The sequence below is a fragment of the Kitasatospora sp. NPDC015121 genome, from assembly GCF_055562955.1.
Genome location: NZ_JBVHEH010000039.1, coordinates 12,443 through 33,747, shown reverse-complemented (window position 1 = coordinate 33,747; position 21,305 = coordinate 12,443). Strand labels below are relative to the sequence as shown.

The following is a 21,305-nucleotide window of genomic DNA, read 5'->3' as shown; positions in this document are numbered from 1 at the left end:
GGTACGACGCCGACACGGCCAGCCCACTGCCAAACACCAAAGGAAACGGCGTCTAAGGACCCAGGTGTGATCAGAGCTGGGCTCCAGTGTCGCCATGGCAAATCTGCACACATCATCATCACTCTACCTTTACCTGGGAGTTCCCTGAGCTTCATATTCCGCTTGAATAACGACCGCGACCCCCAAGGTGACCGCCTAGGCAGCCTTGTCATGGCTAACTGCAATATGTCGCATTTATTCCCTGTGTACGATCCGTTTTCTCTCGCCGAAGTGGCGAGTCGAAGACAGGGAGTTCGCGTGCAAAACCGCAGATCAGGGCGTGTTGGGCGGATGATGCCGCCGGGCATGCGGGGGGTGAGCGCCGTGTTGGCGCTCGCCGTGTCGATGTCCCTGCTGGCAGGGACGGAGGATGCGCTGGCTGCGCCGAAGCCGGACAAGTCCGGTGGGGCGCAGAGCCCCACGTGGGCCACGGAGGCTGCTGACATACCGTCGGCGCGAGTCGCGGCGCGGTTGTCCGGGCAGCGGGTGGAGGCGTTGTCCGAGCGGTCCGAGACGTCGACGACGTGGGTGAACAAGGACGGTTCGCTGACCAGTGAGCTGTTCGCGGGCCCGGTGCGCTTCCAGCGCGAGGGCAAGTGGGCGGACGTCGACTTGACGCTGCAGCGGCAGATGGACGGTTCGGTGGCGCCGAAGGCGCACCCGGGCGGTCTCAAGCTGGCGGCGCCGGGCGGTATCCGCGCGAAGTCGTTCGCGGACTCGCAGGCCGGCAAGGGCGAGGACCGCACGCTGGTGTCGCTCGGCGAGGGCGACCAGCAGGTCGAGCTGCAGTGGAAGGGTGGCCTGCCCGAGCCCGTATTGGACGGGGCGAAGGCGACCTACCCGGACGCGATCAGCGACGGCGCCGCCGACCTGGTGGTCGAGGCCACCCGGACCGGCTACGAGCAGTACACGGTCCTCAAGCAGCGCCCGGCGGCGGCCGGTTACTCGTACACGATGCCGTTGAAGGCCAAGGGCCTGAAGGCCGAGGCGCAGGCGGACGGCAGTGTGCTGTTCACCGACCGGAAGACCGGCGAGAAGAAGGCCGTGCTGCCCGCGCCGGTGATGTGGGACGCCGCCACTGCGGCGGAGGGCTCGCACGAGCACCCGAACCGGGCGAAGGTCGACCTGAAGGTCGTCCAGCGGGGTGAGAACCTCGATTTGGTGTTCACCCCGGACGCGGCGTTCCTCGCCGATGCGAAGACCCGGTACCCGGTGACCGTCGACCCGTCGACGATCGCACTGGGCGATGTGTTCGACACCCGGGTGCAGAAGGGCGAGAGCGTCGACTGGTCGGCGGACACCGAGCTGTACTGGGGCAACCCGGGCACCAAGAACGCCGACGGCACCTCGCGTGAGGCCCGGGCCTACATCAACTGGAACACCGCGCCGATCGCGGACGCGCTGGTGATGAACGCGACCGTGTCGCTGTGGAACTTCCACTCCGGCAACAGTGACTGCGCGGGCTACGCCTGGGACGTGTACGACGCCGGGCTGGCGTCGACCGCCTCCCGGTGGACTTCGCAGCCGGCCTGGACCTCCAAGCTGGCGTCCTCGACGGAGACCGCGGGCCGCACCGGCTGCCAGAACGACGGCTGGATCAACGCCGACGTCACCAACCTGGTGCAGACCTGGACCTCGGCGAAGAAGGCCACCTCCGGCATGGGCCTGCGCGCCCCGGACGAGACGAACACCAAGTACTGGAAGGAGGTCAACTCCTCCGAGGCCGGCTCCAACGTGCCGAAGCTGACGGTCACCTACAACTACCGCCCCCGCACCGGCACCGACCAGCAAGCCGGCTCCCCGTTCTACAAGGACGGGAACGGCACCTGGTGGGTCAACTCGACCACCCCGACGCTGCGCGACACCTTCGCCGACCCGAACAACGACAAGGTCAACGGCACCTTCCAGGTCTTCGACAACGACACCGGCACGCAGGTGGGCAACCCGCTGGTCTCCCCGTTCGTCGCGGCCGGCTCGCCCGCCTCGGTCACCGTCCCGACCGGGCTGCTGACCAACGGCAAGACGTACAAGTTCCGCACCTCACCGTTCGACGGCACGCACTACAACGTGTCCTGGTCGCCGTGGGCGTACTTCACCGTCGACACCTCCGCGCCGTCCGCGCCCGGCGCCGTCACCTCCACCGACTACCCGTCGGGGAAGTGGGTCAAGGGCGCCGGCCAGTCCGGAGTGTTCACGGTGACCCCGCCGTCCGGTGACCAGAGCGCCCTGGAGTGGACGCTCGACGGCACCAACTGGACGAAGGTCCCCACCAGCGGCTCGACCGCACCGGTGGCCCTGACCGTCACCCCGGACAAGGCCGGCACCCAGACCCTCCAGGTCCGGGCCGCCGACAAGGCCGAGAACAAGTCCGAGGCGGTGTCGTACACCTTCCAGGTCGGCGCCGGCGGCGTCATCTCGCCCAACGACGGCACCCGCACCGCCGCCCGCCTCCCGCTGATCGCCGAAGCCGACGCCGCCAAGTACAACGCCGTCTCCTTCTCCTGGCGCCGCTCCGACGCCGACCCCTGGACGACGATCCCGGCCGCCGACGTCACCAACGGCGGCACCCCGGTGACCTGGCCCGTCGCGCTGAACGCCGGCAAGAGCCCTTCGCTGACCTGGAACGCCACCTCCACCGTCAACCCCGACGGCACCGTCCAGCTGCGCGCGGACTTCACCGGGCCCAACGGCGCCGCGGTCTCCTCCGAGCCGATCAAGGCTGTCGTCGACCGCAAGGCGTCCGGCGCCGCGACGCAGCAGGTCGGCCCCGGCTCGCTCAACCTGCTCACCGGTGACTTCAGCGTCTCCGCTACCGACGCCTCGTTCTTCGGCCTGACAGTGGGCCGCACGCACTCCTCGCGCGACCCGAATGCCCCGGCGAACAAGGACGGCCAGGCGCCGATCTTCGGCCCCAACTGGACCTCCGGTGTGGCCTCCGAGATCTCCCAGTCCGGCTACACCGAGATCCGCAAGACCTCCAACACCTCGCTGGACGTGGTCCTCGCCGAGGGCGACACCATCTCGTTCACCGCCAACGCGGCCGGAAACGGATGGGTGCCCGAGCCCGGCAGCGAGGACCTGACTCTGCGCGGCTCCTTCGCCTCCGGCGACTTCACGCTCTCCGACACCGAGGGCACCGTCACCACCTTCTCCAAGGTCGACCCCGCCGCCGCTACCTGGACGGTCACCTCCAGCCTGCTGGACGGCCTGGCCAACTCCACCACCACCGTCATCTCCGAGAAGACCGTGGTCGGCGGCAAGACCCTGGCCCGGCCGAAGTACCTGATCGCGCCGACCTCCGCCGCCACCGCGGCCGCCTGCACCGCCGACCCGTCCACCAAGGGCTGCCGCGTCCTGCAGTTCGTCTACGCTGGCTCCACCACGGCCACCGGCATCGACTACGCGGAGACCGGCGACTTCACCGGCCAGGTATCCACCATCAAGCTGTGGGCCACCGCCCCGGGCGCCGCTTCCTCGACCGCCACCGACGTCGCCGCCTACCGCTACGACAACCTCGGCCGCCTCCGGCAGGAGTGGGACCCGCGCAAGGGCCAGTCCACCTGGACCCAGTACTCCTACTACACCCGCGCTACCGCGGACGGTGCCCTGTACGCGGTGTGGCCGGCCGGTTCGAACGGCGGCTACCACATGGAGTACGGCAACGTCGCGGCCAACCCGGCCGCCGGCGACGGCATGCTCACCAAGGTGTGGACCAACACCCTCGCCCCGGGCACCAACACCACCAACGGCACCGCCACCACCACCGTCGTCTACGGCGTCCCGACCAGCGGCAGCAAGGCCCCCGAGGACCTGTCGGTCACCGCCGGCGCCCGATGGGGCCAGAGCGACCTGCCCACCGACGCCACCGCCGTCTTCCCCGCCGACCAGATCCCCGCCACCAACAGCGGCGCCGACCTGAACGCGGGCGACTACACCCGGGCCACCGTCAACTACCTCAACGCCTCCGGCCGCCAGGTCAACACCGCCTCCCCCGGCCACCGCATCACCACCACCGAGTACGACAAGTGGGGCAACGGCGTCCGCACACTGACCGCCGCCAACCGCGAACTCGCCCTCGGCACCACCGACGCCGCCAAAGCACAGCTCGCCGACCTCGGCATCAACTCCCTGCCCAGCGGCGAGCGCGCCCAACTGCTGTCTACCACCAGCGTCTATAGCGCCGACGGTCAGCGAGAGACGGAGAACTCCGGCCCGCTGCACCGCGTCACCCTGGCCGCCGACGTCGTCTCCGGCGGGGCGACGGTCGCCAAGGCCGGCACCCAGACCGTCGCCCGCACCCGCACCGTGAAGACCTACGACGAGGGCCGCCCCACCGACGGCAGCGCCAAGGTCAAGGACCAGGTCACCACCACCGTCACCGGCGGTGCCCCGCGCGCCTGGCCCGAGGTCTTCGCCGAGACCCGCACCAACAAGTCGGTCTTCGACTGGGCCCTCGGCGTCGCCACCCAGCAGATCCAGGACGCCGGGGGGCTGAACCTCACCACCACCACCGGCTACGACGGCCAAGGCCGCGTCACCTCCAAGCAACTGCCCAAGTCGACCGGCACGGACGCGGGCACCACCCGCACCACCTACTGGTCCGCCACCGGCACCGGCGCCTGCGCCGGCCGCCCCGAATGGGCCGACTTGGAATGCCAGACCAGCCCGGCCGGCGACATCACCGGCGGCGGCGCCAACCCGGCCCAGCTGCCCGTCAAGACCGTCCAGTACGGCCTGTTCGGCCAGACCGCCCAGACCGACGAGACCGCGAACGGCGTCACCCGCACCACCACGATCACCTCCGACGCGGCCGGCCGCCCGGTGACCACCACCGTCAGCGGCGGCCTCGGCACCGCCGTCCCCACGGTGACCACCACCTACGACAGCGTCACCGGCGCGGTCACCAAGCAGACCTCCACCGGCGGCGGCACCATCACCAAGGCGTACGACGCGCTCGGCCGTCTGACCTCCTACACCGACGCCGACGGCGCCACCACCACCACCGAGTACGACGCCCTCGACCGGCCCACCAAGGTCACCGACAGCGCCCCGTCCACTACCACCTACACCTACGACACCGCCATCGACCCCCGCGGCCTGACCACCTCGGTCACCGACTCCGTCGCCGGCACCTTCACCGCCCGCTACGACGCCGACGGCACCGCCGTCACCCAAGGCATGCCCGGCGGCTACACGATGACCGACCGCCGCGACCCCTCCGGCACCACCGTGGGCCGCACCTACACCCGCGACAGTGACAGCACGGTAATTGTCTCCGACACCGTCACCGAGACCGTCCAGGGCCAGTGGGCCACCCACACCGGCACTCCCGGCGTGACCGCCGCCCAGAGCTATGCCTACGACAAGGTCGGCCGCCTCACCACAGTCCAGGACACCTCCGCCGACGCCGTCTGCACCACCCGCAGCTACGGCTTCGACAACAACACCAACCGCACCACCCTCGCCACCGCCGTCGCCGCCCGCGGCGCCGACTGCACCACCACCGGAGCCACCACCCAGAGCAACACCTACGACAGCGCCGACCGCCTGGTGAACCCCGGCCACACCTACGACGCCTTCGGCCGCACCACCGCGCTGCCCGGCTCCACCGTCGCTTACTACACCAGCGACCTCGTCCAGCAGCAGACCACCGGCGCCAACCGCCAGACCTGGACCCTCGACTCCAACCAGCGCCTGCGCACCTGGACCACCGAGACCAGCACCTCCGGCAGCTGGACCACCACCGGGACCAAGACCAACCACTACGGCTCCGACAGCGACAACCCGCGCTGGACCGGCGACACCACGGGCAACTACACCCGCAACGTCGCCAGCGTCGGCGGCGATCTCGGCGCAACGACCGCCAACGGCAGTGTTGTCGTCCTGCAGTTCGCCAACTTGCACGGCGACGTCACTCTGCAGCTCCCGCTCGCCGGAGGCGCTCCCACCGTCCTCGACTTCGACGAGTACGGCCAGTCCCGGGTCGGCCAGGCAGCCACCCGCTACGGCTGGCTCGGCGTCAAGCAGCGCGCCGCCGACACCCCAGCCGGCCTGGCTCTGATGGGCGTTCGCCTCTACAACCCCGCCACTGGCCGTTTCCTGTCCATCGACCCCGTGTACGGCGGCAACGCCAATGCCTACGACTACGTCCACGGCGATCCCTTGAACAGGTTCGACCTCGATGGCCGCCTCAGCTGCAGCTGGTGCAAGAAGGCCGCCAAGGCGACCTGGGGCGGCCTCAAGACCGGTGCGAAGGTGGCGTGGAACAACCGCAGCCAGATCGCCTCGGCAGTCGGCGTCGGAGTCTGTATCTATGCAACGGTAGGCGTGTGCGCGGCGGCTTCTGTCGCCGTCTACGCCATCGGCGTCCAGCACAACGGCTTCACCAAACGAGGACTGGCGGTCAACGCCCTCACCATCGGTTGGGGGGCAAAGGTCGGTCTGCTGACGCGCGGCGTCACCTTCGCCACCCGGTGGGGCGGTTACGCCTTCAACGCGCTGTACGCCGTCCCGTCGATCGCCTGCACGATCCGCTGGGGGCGCTGCCCGTGATCCAGTGATACGGTCTGCCGGCCCAGGCGACGGCCTGGGTCGGCGGCCCCCTTCTACCAACACCGCCCAAAGGATCAGCACCATGGACGCCAAGAAGTACAAGAACCCGACCTACCGCTACCTCTGGCCGTTGTTCGCCGGATTCGGCCTCGTCTTGGCCCTGTCCGCCACCAGCTCCGACAACGCCGCCCAAACCATCGCGCAGGCCGCAGCCGGACTGTTTCTCGTCGCCTTCAGCGTCCTGATGATCCGTACCGGACTCACAGCCACCCGCACCGAACTGACCGTCCGCAACGCGTTCTCCACCAAGGTGATCGCCTGGGAGCAGATCGACAACTTCGATCTCGACCTTTTCCTGGTCATCAGGCTGACGAACGGAAAGGCCGTCCGCTGTAGCGCGGTTCAGCCGGCCAACGCCTCCCACATCTCCGGGCGAGGCTATGCGTATCGGGTCGTCGCCGAACTGAACTCCGAACTCGCCGATCGTCGAGCTCACCTCAACGACTGAGCTTGACTCTGTCGGGGATCTTGGTGTTCGGCCGCAGCCAAACACCAAGATCCCCGACAGTGAGGATGGGGCAGCACCGCTCTAGGGTCTGACCCGATCCCCGATTGACGCTTCGGCTATCCTCGTTCTGAATCGTCGGCCTTCCGGGTGGTGTCAACGCCTGCACCGGCCAGTGACCGTGACCTCATAGAAGCTTGACCCGAGCGGTCCCATCGCAGTCGTGTCCGTCCGCCGACCGGTGCGCGCGAGCCAACTTGCCGCGCACGGAAGGAACCCGGCGACCAATGTCACAGCATCTCGAGGTGATCGGCGGGATCGACACCCACACCGACGTTCACCAGGCCGCGGTCATCGACACCATTGGCCGGCACCTGGCCACCGAGGCTTTCCCTACAACGCCTACGGGCTACCGGGATCTGCTGGACTGGCTACGACGGCCAGGTGCTGGTTGTCGGCATGGAGGGCACCGGCTCCTCCGGTGCCGAACTCGGCCGATACCTCCGCACCAACCAGATCACCGTGGCCGAGGTGGACCGACCCGACCGTCGGGCCCCCGGGCGGCAGGGAAGTCGGACTCCATCGACCCCTACACCGCCGCCACCGCGGTACTCGCGAGCCCCACCGCCCGACCCGGCCCCCGCCCGGCGCGGCTTTGTCCACCGCCGGTCCGAGCCGACTGCCTCCCCCGGGCACCTACCGCGCTGGCCGAAGCACCTGAGCAGCGGGGCGCGGCCTGGCTCCGGCTCCGGCGACCCCGAGTGCGCGACAGCTCTTGTATCTTCGACCCGCCCGGCCGGGCCGGACCACGGTGACGTCCAGGCCGCCGGTCACCCGGGGCCGCTGCTGGCCGCTGCGTCGGGTGGGGTGTGATCAGTCAGTCCATCTCGTATCATTTCGCATCGGCCGGAGACATCGGGGCCACGTTCATCAACGGATCCCACTGGGGTCGCTTCGGAGGGCTTTGGTGACAGCCGCCACGGTCGCGGCCGTCATAGGGGCCGCCGCCCTGCCGCTCATCGGCTACGCCCGCCCGTCCGGCGCGAGATCCGGCTCGGGCTCGCGGCGCTCTGCCTCCTCGCGGTCGTGCTCGGACTGATCGGCGCACCCGGCAGCGTCGGCGCGGCGGCCTTCGCCCTGGTCTTCGCCTCCGGGCTGGTCACCTCGTTCTGGCGCATCGAAGCCATCGTCGACGGCAATCGCCGCGCCGTACTGGGACTCGCGCCGCTCATGAAGGGCGATCCGGCGATCCGGGGGCTCTACGACATCGTCTGGCTGCTCCGGTACCGCAGGAGGATGCGGGGAAACCCGATTCCTGAGTGAGCGGCCCTGCTCCGGGCGCACCTGCCGCCCGCGGTCGACCGCCCATGAGCCGAACACCCCGTATGAACGGCCGCCCGCCGCGCCATGTCTGCCACGTCATGCGTAAGTTGATTGACCAGCGCACCTGGCTGACAGTTTTTCCGCTTCCCGCCTACTCGCCCGACCTCAACCCCGTCGAGTGGGTCTGGGCACACGTCAAGCACAGCCTCGCCAACCTCACCGTCATGGCACTCGACCGGCTCGGAGCACCCGTCCGCAACCGGCTCAAACGTCTGCAGTACCGCCCCGACACCCTCGACGGCTTCACAGCCGGCACCGGCCTGACCCTCGACACCCCAATCTCACCCTGACAAGCCGAAGTCAGTAACGCCAGGAAAATGATCTGCCACACCATGGCGGTGCGCCCCGGCCTTACACGTCTCCGCGCACGAGTCCTGCCCGGCATGGTCCAGACCCCCGAGTACACCGAGGCGGTGCTGCGCTCGATCCAGCGTGCCCGCGTCGACGTCGACGACGTCACCGACGCCGTGGAAGTCCGCCTGGAGCGGCAGCGGATGCTGTTCTCCGGCCGGCATCGCTTCGGGCTGCTCATCGAGGAGTGGGTGCTGTGTGCCACGGTGTGCGACTCGGAGACGATGGTCGCCCAGCTCGGGCACCTGCTGGCCGTCGTCTCCAGCCCGTTCGTCAGCGTCGGCGTCATCCCGACCGGGCCCGACCGCCCGCACCTGCCGGTCGAGGACTTCTACCTGTTCGACGAGGCCGAGGTGGCCGTCGAGCTGACCTCCGGCTACCTGCGGATCACCCAGCCCGGCGAGATCGCCCACTACGTCCGCACCTTCACCGACCTGGCCGCCATGGCCGTCCACGGGGCCGAGGCCCGTCAGCTGATCACCTCGGCGATAGCCGCGCTCGGGTGACGTCGCGCAAGATGGCGCAACCTCGTTGAGGGCCCAGCAGCACACTCCCTACCCTCGATTCGTCTGGTTGTCGGGGTGCATGCCTGTGGGTGATTGGGGGCACGCGAGTCGCATGAATCTCAAGGTGATCACCAGCCCCAAGCGCAGGACGGCGAGTTCTCTGGAGCGTGTCGAGCGGGCCATCGCCGAGCATGCCCGTACCCGCCGTGAGCTGTGTCAAGGGACAGTAGGAGTTCCCCACTCGCGGACAGTTGATCTCCCCACTGGCGGACGTTGAAAGTCCCCGGTGGACAGCCGATCTCCCCACTTGTGGGTCAGCCGAGCGGGACGACGCCTCGTCCGGTGGTCGCCTCGGCGAGGCGGTAGCTGTCGCCCTGCGTGACGACGACATGAGCGTGATGCAGGAGCCGGTCGACGGTCGCAGTGGCGAGGGTCTTGGGCATGATCTCGTCGAATCCAGAAGGATGAAGGTTGCTGCTGACCGCCAGACTTCGCCGCTCGTAGGCGGCATCGACCAGGCGGTAGAAGCCCTCGGCAGCGTCCGGTGAAACGGGCAGGAGCCCGATGTCATCAACGATGATCAGATCGGTTCGGGTGATCCGGGCGATGGCCTTGGAGACGGAGTCGTCGACGCGGTGACGGCGGATCAGAGCCCCGAGGTCCTCGATGGTGAACCAGGCAACTGTCATCCCGGCGTCGACCGCCGACTGGCCGAGCGCCTCGCTGAAGTGCGACTTCCCGGTCCCGGAGGGTCCGACGACACAGAGGTTCTCGCGCCGGCCCACCCATTCCAGCGTTCGCAGCGAGGACTGCGTCGGGATCGGAATCGAGGACGCCTCCTCGTTCCAGATGTGGAAGGTCTTGCCGGTCGGGAAGGCCGCGCGGGTTCGACGGGTGCGGAGGTTGGCCGCGTCGCGGCCGGCCGCCTCCTCCGCGAGCAGGGCCCGCACGATCTCGGCGGGATCCCAGCGCTGGGCCTTCGCGGTCGGGATGATCTCGGCCATCGCCCGGCGGATGTGCGGCAGCTTCAGCCGTCGGGTCAGGGCGATCGCCTCGTCGAACGCGGCGCCGGACGTCGCGGCGACCGCGGAGGCCGGTGCTTGCATCCGTGGCCGCGTCGCGGCCGGTTGGGCGGGACTGTCGTTCATGAAACGGTGCTCTTTCCAGGTCGGGGCCGACGTCGAGTGCCCGTCGGCCGAGGTGGTGGTGCTGTCGTGGGGATCGGATAGGTTGCCCGGATGACTGACACGGACCCGCTGGTGCCCGTTCTTGCCGGACTCGTCGTCGACGTCGTCTGGTTCCTCGACAGCTGCGAAGACGACGAGGTCGACCCCGACTCCGCGGTGAAGATGATGGAGAGCGCGAGCTGGGTGCTGACGCGGCTGCCGCAGGACCAGCGCGACCGGTTCCTGGCCGTGCTCGCCGACCTGGCCGAGGCCGAGCAGGACCCGGGCCGGCGGGAGTTCCTGGAGAGCTTCCCCTTCGCCAGCGGCCTGGTCGAAGAGGAGCCCGAGGGCTCAGGTCGAGCCGAAGCCTGACCAGGCGGAGGTGCCCGGCTGCAGGCTGTGGTCCTCGCTTCGGCGGATCGGCTCGATGCGGTCGTGCTCGCCCTGGTGGCCCAGGATCGACAGCAGGTCACCGTCGGCGAAACGGCCGACCGTCGCTGCGGTCCCGAGTGCGCGGTCGACATCGGCGCTCCCGTAGAGCTTGGAGAGCGCAACCGCGTCGGCCATCTTCGCCCTGATCCGTCGGACGCCGGTCGCCGCGGCCTCGATCAGCCAGGCCGCCGCCCCGGACCCGACGGCCAGGAACTGGGCCTCGGCCGGGTTCGTCGGCTTCGGCGTGCGCTCGCCGCGCGGGGCGTCGGGGTAGTGCTCGTCCGCGATCCGCGGACTGCCCGGCGCGGAGCGAAGGTGGCGGGCGACCTCGACCGCGCTGCCCGCGGCCATCGCGGTGACGATCAGCTCGTCGCCGTGGAAGCGGACCCAGACCCGCTCGTCGACGAGCTCGTGCGGGACCGAGTAGCGGACCGACTCGACCGAGATCGTGGAGTCCTTGCCGACCCTGCGGGTCTCGCCGAACGCGGCGGTGAACGGCTGCTCGGGAACGGGGTGCAGCCGCAGCCGTTCCTCGGCCAGCAGCTCGGCCGGGATCCGGCGGGTCTCGCGGTGGATCCGGCCGTTGACCTCGGCCATGAAGTCCTCGCAGGCCTGCTGCAGTTCGGCGAAGTCGCCGTAGTTGGGTCGGAGGTTGACCGCGGTGGGGACCAGGTCCCTCTTCGCGATCCTCACCGTCGCCTCCGTGCCGCCCTTCGAGGCAGGGTCGGCCGGCATGCACGAGCGGACGACCGTGCCGTAGTAGCGGGCGATCGGCACCAGCTCAGGGTTGCGGACCGCGATCCGGGCCACGTGCTCGACCGTGACGGTCTTCTCGTTGTCGGTCAGGCAGTAGGTCGGCACCCCGCCCAGCGTGCGGAACGTCGCGTCCAGGCAGGCCGCGACCGTGGGCAGGGTCTTGTCGAGCACCGGGATGACCACCCGGAACCTGGACCAGGCCAGCCACGCGCACCACAGGCTGGTGCGTCTGTCGTCGATGCGCGGGCCTTCGCCCCAGTCCCACTGCAGCCACATCGCCGGCTCGGGTATCCACGGCCGGAAGACCCTGCGGTTCCCGGCCCGGTAGGACTCCTTCGCCGCCGCGACGGCCCGGCGGGTGGTGCGGTCCGTGCCCGTGAAGCCCATCACGGCGATCTTCTTGTGAACAGCGTCGGCGCCGACCCGGCCGCGGGACCGTTCCACCAGTTCCTCGACCTTCGGCAGGAAGTCGTCGATCAGCTTCGACCGCACCGCCCGCTCGGTCGGGTCGACCCCCTGCCCGCGCAGCTGCACGTAACGGCGCACGGTGTGGTGGTCGCAGCCGGCCAGCTCGGCCGCCTTCCGGTAACTCCCGGTGAGGTCGTAGGCCTCAAGAATCTCCATGATCTCCTCATCGCTCTTCACCCCGCCCACTGTGCGTTACGGGCTGGGTGGGTCTGCAGGGAGATCAGCTGTCCGCCACTGGGGAGATCTCGTGTCCACCAACGGGGAGGCCAACTGACCGCCAGCGGGGAGTCTTCCGTGTCCTCTGACACGGATCCAGGCCGCGGCGCGCACGCCCGTCCCGGCGGCCTCGGCGATCGCCTCCCGCTCCGGGCCGCTCAGGCTGTCGTAGTCGGGGCCGCCGTCGTCCGGCTTGCCGCCGGACAGGGCTAGGTCGAGGGGTGGCCGGGCTCGCCAAGGTGCTGCCGAGCCCGGCCACCGGGTAGATCAGTCTCCTATCACCAGGTGCTGGTAGGTGGGTACATGGTGTTCGCCGAGGTTCAGGAGATTGCCTAGCGCAACGAACCTGCGGTACGTCGAGTCGTCGATCCTGACCCAGTACTGGTTTAGGCAGCGCAGCAGGAGGCGGAATCCCAGGTTCGGGCCCGCCGCGTGAATCGTTAGCTGGATTGCTCGGGCCACCCTGTCGATCGGGTAGTACAGGCTCTGCGTGGTTGCGAGATCGAGCGCGCCAGCGAGTGCTTCATGCTCTGCCAGCACCCTGTTTACCAGTTCTGGCTGCTCCTTTGGAGGGCTGGGAAACACTCCTCCTCGCTCGATCTTGGCTTCACATAGCCTTGCGACCTCCGCCAGCCAGGAGCGGACATCGGACATGCCCACGAGCCCTGAGGCGGCTCGCCATGCAGCCGATGCTGCCCACTCCGGGAGGTCTGGGTGGCTGAGTTTGACGATGTCGTCCTTCAGGCACTTGGCATCGTTGTCTGCCCATTTTCGGGCAACGTCGATTGGCATTCCTTCGAAGTCCATGTGGAACTGGGTGGAAAGCCCTGTGAGGCCGTAATCAAACTGATAATGGGGATTCACTGGCGGCACGGATCTCCTCAGATGGGGTAAGCGGTAAGTACGTAGAATCCTCCGGGCTTGTAGCCCGGTGCGGCCTTCAGTACGACCGTGAACTTATTGGTCGAAGGGCCAATCAAACCATTGACCCCATATACGTTTCCGATCGGGTTTTGCGCCCCGAATGACCCTTCGATCGGAAAATCTCTTCCCGCAAATGGGCCCCTTCCTCTGAGCCAGTCCCTGATCGCGTTCGGGCTCTTCGCCATTTTGTCGGCGATGGCGTAGTCGATCACCTGTTGGGCGGTCTGTCGGTCGATGAAGACGCCGGTGTACGGAGGGCGACCCTTCGCTTGGTTTTTCAGTGCCTCCTGTTGCGCGTCTTGGGGCGTGATGTCAGTGTGCTTCGAAAGTGTATGGGCGTCGGCGAAATTCTGTTCTGCGCGGATCAGGTCGTTGCAGTTGTGGACCAGCGTTCCATTGCCCTTGCCGGGGCGGATGAAGAACGTGTGGTCTCCGGTGACTGTCAGGTCGTAGACGTGCTGAGATTTCGTGCTTTTTCCGTGTGTGACAGCAGTGATTCGATCCCCGGCTCCGGCCGGACTGCGAAGAAGGTCGCCCTCCTTCAGTTGAGTGGCAGGAACCCAGCCGGATCCCTCCACGTAGAACCGGTGTCCTGCAGTCGTGGATATGCTACCGCTTTGGTCTGTTTTGATCTCCGTCAGATGCTCCACGTCATGGGAAAACGTGGCGGTGACGGCCTGCGGGCGGTTCGTCCCGGAGGCGGGGTCGGATGCCAGGACCATGTCGCCCGTGCGGATTTCGGCGATGTCACGGTAGGTGTTATCTGCCAGCAGTACCTGTGTACCAGCCGGGAAGCTGTTGACCAGGCAGTTATCGAGCGATGTGGTGGCCCTGCGAGCTTGGTCGACCTCGGTCTCGATCTCCGCCTGCTTGACCAGGTCCGGGTCGACGTCGCGGATGGATTTGAGGGTGTTCATCGCCTGTTCGGTGCTTTTGCCGTTGGCGATGGCGTCGCGGAGGTCGGCCATTGCTTTGCTGGCGGCTGCGGTTTTGGCAATGGTGTCGAGCCCGTACTTGCTGAGGGCGGCTCCCACAGCTGCATTGGCGCTTTCGATGCCGATGCCGGTTTCGAGAGCTACCCGGTATTCCAGGATGGCCTTTCCTGCTGCGGCGATTTCGCCGACAGGCAGGACCATGGCGACGGAGGATGCGCAGTCGGCGTTAACGCTCCAGAAGTCCGTAGTGAAGCATTTGACGATGCCGTCTTTCCAGCCCTCTGCCATTCCCTTTATGACACCCTGGGTGGTGTGGTTCTTTTTCCAGTCGGACCACTTCACCTGGTAGGTGGTCTCGATGTCGGCGCCTTCCTTGTCGCCGGTTTTGATCTTCTCGGTGGCGAGGAGGAGGGGGATCCAGTCGCTGTACTTGCCGCGGCATTCGGCGATGGTGAGGTTGGGTTCGGGGCAGGTGCGCAGCCAGTATTCGACGGTGCCGGTGACGTGGACGGTGGCTTTAACGTCGCAGACCAGTTCTCCGGCGTCGTTGTTGTACCAGGGATAGAGCTGCGGGTCCTGTCCGGGTTTGCGGGGTTCCGGCCCGTAGTTTCCTTGTTGGGCTGCGGTGCAGCGGATGGAGTTGTCCTTGGCCTTCGTGGACTGGAAGTCGCTTTGGGTGACCGTGTCGATGAAGGAGACGTGGCCGAGGTCGTCGACCATGGCGGTCTTGGACTCTGCCTCGCTTGCCGAGCTTGTGTCTCCCAGCTTCTGGTAGTAGGCGTCGATGGCGTCGCGTGCGGCTTGGCGGGCTTCGTCGGCGCTGGCCTGCGCTGCGAGCTTGGAGGCGAGTGCCTGGGCGGCGGCGTCCTTGGCCTGGGCGGCGAAAACGTGCGCCTGGCTGGCGGAGATCGCGGCCGCGGTGGCGGAGGCGGAGGCCCTGTTCGCGGCGGCGTCGGCGTCGGCTGCGGAGACGCGGGCCTGGGCCGCGTACGCGGCGGCTTGGTTGGCGCTGATCTTGCCCTGGCGGGCGGATTCGGCTGCTTGGGCGGCCCAGTTGGCTGCCTCGGTGGCGGAGGCCTGGGCTTGGTTGGCGTAGCCGGCTGCTTCGTTGGCGGCGCCGCGGGCGGTGGCGTAGGACTGGGCGGCCTGCGCGGCCGACTGCCGGGCGAGCGCGACGTTGCCGTCGATGGCTTGGAGGTAAGAGGTGATGGTGGTGACGTGGGCGGCGGTGGCGGCGTCGCGCTGCCGGGCCTTGGGCAGGCCGATGGCGAGGAAGGCGGGGAGGTTGGAGTTGGGGCCGGACAGGGCGACGTTGGCGGCGGCACGGACTTCGGGGCCGCCGGTGGACATGGCCTGGGTGACCAGGAGCCGGTTGTCGGTGTCCCTGGCGGTGTACTGGGCGGTGGTCAGGAAGGCCTGGACGTCGGCGGGGGTTCCGTCGAGGGCTTTGTTTGCCGCCTCGCGGACGATCGGGCCGCCCTGCGACATGATCTGGGTGACCTTGATGCGGTCGTCGGTTTCCTTGCCCGGGTAGGCGCCGGTGGCCAGGAAGCCGCGCACCTGCTGGATCGTGCCGACCGAGGCGGTCTCGGCCGCCAGATGCTGCTCCATCTTGGTGGCGGCGGCGGCCTGGGTGAGAACGCTGGTGCGGTCGTCGTGTTCTCGGGCGAGGGCGAGGTCGGTGCTGAGGAAGGCGAGGACGTCGGCGTCGTGGCCCTCGAGTGCGCTCTGCGCGGCTGCCTGGACCCAGGGGCCGCCGGCGGTGAGCAGGCGGGTGGCGGCCAGGCGCCCCTTGGCCATGGCGACTGCCTGGGTGACGCCCGGCGCGGTGGCGTCGGTGAGCAGTTGCTGGGTGTCGGCGGCGAGTTCGTTGGCCTTGCCTGCCTCCCAGGCGGCCTGCTTGGCCTTGGCGGCCTCGTCGCGGTAGGCCTGTTCGGCGGCGGCGACCTGGGCGGCCTGCTCGGAGGCCAGGCGCTCGGCGTCCGAGGCGCGGGCGATGTCGCTGACCTTGTGGGCCTGGGCCGCGGCGTTCGCAGCGCTGTCTGCGGCTGCCTGCGCCGCGGTGGCGGCTGCCTGTGTGGTGGCGGCTGCGGTGGCGGCGTCGCCGGCGTGGGCGGCGGCCTGCTCGGCTGCGGTGGCGGCAGCTGCGGCGTGGGTGGCCGAGGAGTTCGCCGCGCGCTGGGCATCGGCGGCGGCGGCCTTGGCGTCGGCTGCGATCTTCTGGACCGCGGTGGCGGCGCGATGGGCTTCGGTGGCGGCGGCCTTGGCGCGGTCGGCGGCGGCCCCAGCCCGGCTCTTGGCCTCGTCGGACACACCGGCCTGGCTGGCGGCGTCCTTGGCGGCCTGCGCGGCGGCGTCGGAGTTGGCGGCCGCGGCCATGGCGGCCGCAGATGCCTTGTCGGCCTGCTCGGAGGCGTGCAGGGCCCACTCGGCGCGCTCGCCGATGCTCTTCGCGTCGTTGGCGAGTTTTTTCGCGATGTCTGCGGCGTTCTTGGCTGCCGCGGCGTCGCCGGTGTTTCCGGCGGCCTTGGCTGCGGCGTCCTGGGCCTTGGCCGCCGCATTGCCCGCGAGGGTGGAGGCACGGGCCGCGTCCGCTGCGGCATCGGCGGCCTGTCCGGCGGCCGCATTCGCCTTGGCCGCGGCGTTGGAGGCGGCCTGGGCGGCCTTGGCGGCACGTTCGGTGGCGTCTGCGGCCTTGGCCGCGGCCGCGGAGGCCTTCTTCGCGTCTCCCTGGGCGGCCCTGGTCTCGGCAGCGGCCTTCTCGGCTGCCTGCCTGGCCAGGTCGCTGGCGGCCAGCGCCTGGTCGGCACCATCCTGGGCGGCCTTGGCCTGCTGGCCGGCCTGGTCAGCGGCATTGCTGGTCAGGTCGGCGAGTTGGGAGATGGTGAGGGTTTCGGCGTCGTGCGCGGCAGCGGTCTGGTAGCCGTAGCGCAGGAACTCCTGGACGTCCTCGGTAGTGCCGTCGAGGGCGAGGTTGGCTGCGGCGCGGACCTGGGGGCCGCCGGTGGACATCAGTCGGGTGGTCTTGACCCGATTGTCGTTGTCGCGGGCGGTGTACTGGCCGGTGGCCAGGAAGGTGTTGATGTCCGCGGACGTGCCGTCGAGGGCTTTGTTCGCGGCCTCGCGCACCAGCGGCCCGCCGAGCGACATGACCTGCACCGTCAGGATCCGCTGGTCGACCTCGAAGGGGCGCTTGTAGCCGCTGTCGAGGAACGCCTGCACATCCGCGGCACTCCCGGCGAGTGCCGCGGTCCCGGCGGCACGGACCTCGGGCCCCGAGGAAGCGATCAGCTCCTCGACGTGAGCACGCAGGTCCACCTCGGCCGCGGCCTGTCGGCCGGAGGTCACGAAGGTGTGCACGTCGCTGTCGGAGCCGGCCAGCACGATCTCGGCAGCGCGCTTGACGGCCGCTCCGCCGTCCTTCCACGCCTGTACCGCCGCCACTCGGTCGGCGACCGGGCCCACGGGCGGCGCCTGGTCGGCGAAGGCCGGTATGGCGAGCAGGCCGGCGAGCAGACCGCCGACCGCTATCCCGGCTGCACCATGCTGCCAGGGTGTCCGTCTTTTACTGGTGATTTTCATCGAAGGCCTGAAGTCCCCTCAGGTGGTTGTGGAGATCGGGGGTTGGCGCGTGCGGGTATGCGCCATCGGACGGTCTTCCTCGTCGGCCGTGGGGTGTGGCGGAAAAAGGGCACCCGGTGCGACGTCATCGGCGCACCAGGCAGTGGAGCCTGTGGACGGCTGAGGAGTCCGCTTGTCCGACCCGTCTGACAGGCGAGTCCGATGGCAGCTGGCTCGGACCCCTTGAGGCGTGGTGGACGCGGCACCTCTGCCGACCGCTATCCCCGCGGCACCACGCCGCCAAGGTGGCCATCTGTTCCGTTTCATCGGCGAGTTCGGTGTCTTGTCGAGAGAGTGGGCTGCCGGACCCTGTCCGACGGCGGCAAAAAGGCGTGCGACGCGCTCGGAGAGCGCTGTCTGTCCTCCCCGAGCGCCCCGATGCTGCGGCGATCGGGCGCCACGCTCGGGGAGCTGTTGGGCGGTGCGGCGGCAGGCCGGCCGCGCTCCCGCGCCTTCCCAGGCCAGGAGGAGTGCCTGGCTGCCCGGAACGGAAGCAGCTCCGTTTCCGGGCAGCCTGGTGGTGCCGGTGGTCAGCTGCTGGTGGTGAAGGTGCGGCCGGGCATGGTCTGCCAGCCGCTCCAGGTGGTGGCGGTGGCGGTGGAGCGGGAGATGGTGCCGTCCAGGCCGGTCCCGAACAGGGTGATCTCACCGGTCACGGCGTTGTGGACGAGGGAGAGCAGGCCGGTGAACTGCCAGTCGGACAGCGCGCTCCAGGCGCTCCAGCCGCTGGCGGCGGTCCAGGAGATGCGGCTCATCACACCGCTCTGTCCCAGGGCCACCACCTCCCAGCCGTTGGTGGTCGGGTTGTGGATGGCGCTGATCCTGCCGGTGAACGACCCGCCGATGCCGGCCAGGGCGCTCCAGGCGGAGCCGTTTTGGCTGTAGGTGTGGAAGACGGTGCCGTCGGTGCCGACCGCGAAGACCTCGGCGACGTGGGTGACGGGGTTGTAGGCGACGCTGGGGGAGCCGGCGAACTTCCGGGAGTCCAGGACGCTCCAGCCGCTCCAGCCGCCCGCGGCGGTCCAGGAGTTGCGGCACAGCTCGCCGCCGCGCCCGATCGCGAACAGGTGCCAGCCGCCGGTGGCGGCGTCGAACGCCACGCTCGGGGTGCCGTTGAACGCCCAGTCCCCGATGCTGGCCAGGGTGCTCCACACGCCGCCGTTGCTGCTGTAGGCGTGGGAGACGACCCCGTCGGTGCCGACGGCGAACACCTCGGCGGTGCCGCTGCCCTGGTTGAAGGCGACGCTGGGGGAGCCGGCGAACTTCCGGGTGCCCAGCAGGTTCCAGCCGCTCCAGCCGCCCGCGGCGGTCCAGGAGTTGCGGCACAGCTCGCCGCCGCGCCCGATCGCGAACACGTCCAGGCCGCCGGTGGCGGGGTTGTAGAGGGAGGCGGGGGTGCCGTTGAAGGTCCAGTTGCCGAGGGAGGACCAGCCGCTCCAGGCGCCGCCGTCGGTGCTGTAGGCGTGGGAGACGATGCCGTCGGCGCCGGTCGCGAAGATCTCGGTGGTCCGGGTTGCGGGGTTGTAGACCGCGCTGTGGGCCGCGGAGGAGTTCGCGCTCAGGTCGGACCAGGCCTTGGTGATCCCGTTGGCCCAGGCGGCGACGTCGTCGGTGCGGGTCGCGCTGGCACCGGTGCGGGTCTCGGTGGTGGGGGTGCCCAGGCAGGTGCCCTGCCAGGCGCGGGTGACGGTGCCGGTGATCTCGCCTGCGGTGTTGAGGACCGGTGCTCCGGAGTCGCCGGCACACACCGCGGCCGCGCCGGCGGCGGGGGACAGGTCGAGGCCGGTGGTGCTTACGGTACCCACGGTCTGGTTGGTGGTGCGGGGGCCGTTGCCGGTGCCCCAGGTGCTGGCGGTGCGGCCGAAGCCGGCAACCTTCACACCCGTGCCGGAGGCGGGGATGGTGGTGGCGAGCTTGAGCGGGGTGGTGCCGGTGGTCGGTGCGGCGAGGCGCGCCAGGACCAGGTCGCGGTCGGTGCGCGGCACCAGCTCAACGAGGTCGAGGGTACGGCCGCCGACGTTGAAGGTGCTCTTGGCCGGCGGCGCGCCGGCTGCCAGGGCGCCGGTGGTGTCGGTGAAGCAGCTGGCCGAGGTCAGCACCCACGACGGGTCCACCAGGGTGCCGGTGCAGGAGCGCGATCCCGTGCGGCCCGGGGCGCCGATCGCGATGGAGCCGACGGCGGGGAACTCAGGGGCCGGGAGCGTAGCGGGGGCACCGTCAGCGGCAGTCAGTTCGAGGAGCACGGACTGCTGGGCCGTATGCATGTTGCCCTCGCCGACCTCCGTCCACTCATTCTTGATCAGGTCGACGCTGCTGGTGACGCCGTCGGCGGACAAGGTGGCCTTGACTGTGTGATTGTCGCTCTTGATCGAGTAGACACGGGGTATCTCGAGAGCAAGGTAGCCGCTGATGCCACTCACCTTGAAACAGACGCCCGTCATCACCGCGCTCGACACCCGCAGCAGAGAGGACTCGGAGGCACAGTCCGCCAGCTTGATATTGCCGTCGCCCGTCTTCAGCGTGATGTGCTGCTCCGTCAAGATCTTTGCTGCGTCCGGGTAGCCGAAGCCCTCCACAGCCAGCGGCACATCGGACTCCGCCGCCGACGCTGGCGCTGACACTGCGGCTCCTGGTATAGCCAACAGCGCCGCCAGCAGCAGCGCGGGTCTCTTGAAATTACGCAAAAGAATCCCCAAAATCGGAAAATATAGACACCATGGAGGCGTCGATACTGGATGACCGCAAACTATCCAACGATGTACGGCTCGTCAAAGGGTGGAAGTCTCAAAAATCTGAAATAAGCACCCAAGGTGATGGAAGTCGGCCATGACTGACTAAGCGTCACGATCCATGCAATTGGGTTGATTTTAGGACAAGTCGACTTGGACGCAAGGCGGCTATTGGTGACTAAATGTCACGATCCGGGCAGATCCCACTGCCTGATGCTGGGTCAGGTAAACGCCGAGGTCGGATCGCAGAAGGAGCTCTTGCTCCAAGACTTCAATTCCCGCTCGAGCATAGGCCGCCCCCAGAAAATTCACCCCAGCGTCACTACGCCTAAAAGAATCCAGTATGCTCACATTTTCCAGCCGACCCTATGCTACCGAACCCTGAAAAGTCGCCACCCAGATGGAAAGCCGGGAAAGACCGTACCCACCAGGTCGACGCCGCGTGCGGCTGCGCGCTTCGGATACTCGGCGACCGCGCGGGAGCGTTCGCCATCGGCTGGCCCGCCTGGGCGCCGGAGGACGTACCGCAGGCCCTTGCCACCGTCCCTTCGGCGGGCTGGCCCGCCACGGGCCTGCGCAGCGCCCCTCCCTCCCGCTCTGGTGGGTACGGACACCCGGGTGCTGCTGGGCCTTCCCCTGACCGGCCTGGAGCGCGCGGTGGAGGAGCTGCTGGCCCGTGCGCGCACCGCCGTGCGGCGGGCGCAGACCGCGTTGGAGCAGGA

General features: G+C 68.9%; 10 protein-coding genes and 1 pseudogene. 6 read left to right on the top strand and 5 right to left on the bottom strand.

Features of this window, described 5'->3' with window-relative positions; all coding sequences use genetic code 11:
- The first annotated feature begins 333 nt into the window (after positions 1 to 333).
- From ACZ3J7_RS36340 to ACZ3J7_RS36320, 5 genes and pseudogenes are all read left to right on the top strand, one after another.
- Positions 334 to 6,591 (top strand): DNRLRE domain-containing protein, encoded by a 6,258-nt coding sequence (locus ACZ3J7_RS36340; RefSeq protein ID WP_465627595.1) that lies wholly within the window; start codon positions 334 to 336, stop codon positions 6,589 to 6,591.
- Between the two features lie 82 nt (positions 6,592 to 6,673).
- Positions 6,674 to 7,099: a PH domain-containing protein gene (locus ACZ3J7_RS36335; RefSeq protein WP_465627580.1), complete on the top strand. Its 426-nt coding sequence runs from the start codon at positions 6,674 to 6,676 to the stop codon at positions 7,097 to 7,099.
- A 1,083-nt stretch (positions 7,100 to 8,182) separates the two neighbouring features.
- Positions 8,183 to 8,419, top strand: coding sequence for a hypothetical protein (locus ACZ3J7_RS36330; RefSeq protein WP_465627579.1), 237 nt, complete (start codon positions 8,183 to 8,185; stop codon positions 8,417 to 8,419).
- An 83-nt stretch (positions 8,420 to 8,502) separates the two neighbouring features.
- Positions 8,503 to 8,769, top strand: a pseudogene (locus ACZ3J7_RS36325) (transposase); the annotation flags it as partial.
- Between the two features lie 27 nt (positions 8,770 to 8,796).
- Positions 8,797 to 9,336: a Scr1 family TA system antitoxin-like transcriptional regulator gene (locus ACZ3J7_RS36320; protein ID WP_465627578.1), complete on the top strand. Its 540-nt coding sequence runs from the start codon at positions 8,797 to 8,799 to the stop codon at positions 9,334 to 9,336.
- A 314-nt stretch (positions 9,337 to 9,650) separates the two neighbouring features.
- Here ACZ3J7_RS36320 and istB read toward each other — a convergent pair whose 3' ends face one another.
- Complete coding sequence (istB, locus tag ACZ3J7_RS36315) at positions 9,651 to 10,442, bottom strand: IS21-like element helper ATPase IstB (RefSeq protein WP_465627594.1); 792 nt, start codon at positions 10,440 to 10,442, stop codon at positions 9,651 to 9,653.
- A gap of 132 nt (positions 10,443 to 10,574) precedes the next feature.
- On the opposite strand from istB, the gene ACZ3J7_RS36310 reads away from it, so the two are divergent.
- Positions 10,575 to 10,874, top strand: a complete 300-nt coding sequence (locus ACZ3J7_RS36310) for a hypothetical protein (RefSeq protein ID WP_465627577.1) — start codon at positions 10,575 to 10,577, stop codon at positions 10,872 to 10,874.
- On the opposite strand, the gene istA is transcribed toward ACZ3J7_RS36310, so the two are convergent.
- The 4 genes from istA to ACZ3J7_RS36290 form a co-directional block, all read right to left on the bottom strand.
- Positions 10,854 to 12,335, bottom strand: coding sequence for an IS21 family transposase (gene istA / locus ACZ3J7_RS36305; protein WP_465627576.1), 1,482 nt, complete (start codon positions 12,333 to 12,335; stop codon positions 10,854 to 10,856). The genes ACZ3J7_RS36310 and istA overlap by 21 nt on opposite strands.
- A 306-nt stretch (positions 12,336 to 12,641) precedes the next feature.
- Positions 12,642 to 13,247 carry a hypothetical protein gene (locus ACZ3J7_RS36300; RefSeq protein ID WP_465627575.1) on the bottom strand — a complete coding sequence of 202 codons (606 nt, stop codon included), beginning with the start codon at positions 13,245 to 13,247 and terminating at the stop codon, positions 12,642 to 12,644.
- 8 nt (positions 13,248 to 13,255) lie between these two features.
- A complete protein-coding gene (locus ACZ3J7_RS36295) occupies positions 13,256 to 17,815 on the bottom strand; it encodes a polymorphic toxin-type HINT domain-containing protein (protein ID WP_465627574.1) in 4,560 nt (1,519 codons plus the stop codon).
- A 569-nt stretch (positions 17,816 to 18,384) separates the two neighbouring features.
- The gene (locus ACZ3J7_RS36290; RefSeq protein ID WP_465627573.1) at positions 18,385 to 20,475 is read right to left on the bottom strand and encodes a DUF8189 domain-containing protein; all 2,091 of its coding nucleotides are present in this window, start codon (positions 20,473 to 20,475) and stop codon (positions 18,385 to 18,387) included.
- Between the last annotated feature and the right edge of the window lie 830 nt (positions 20,476 to 21,305).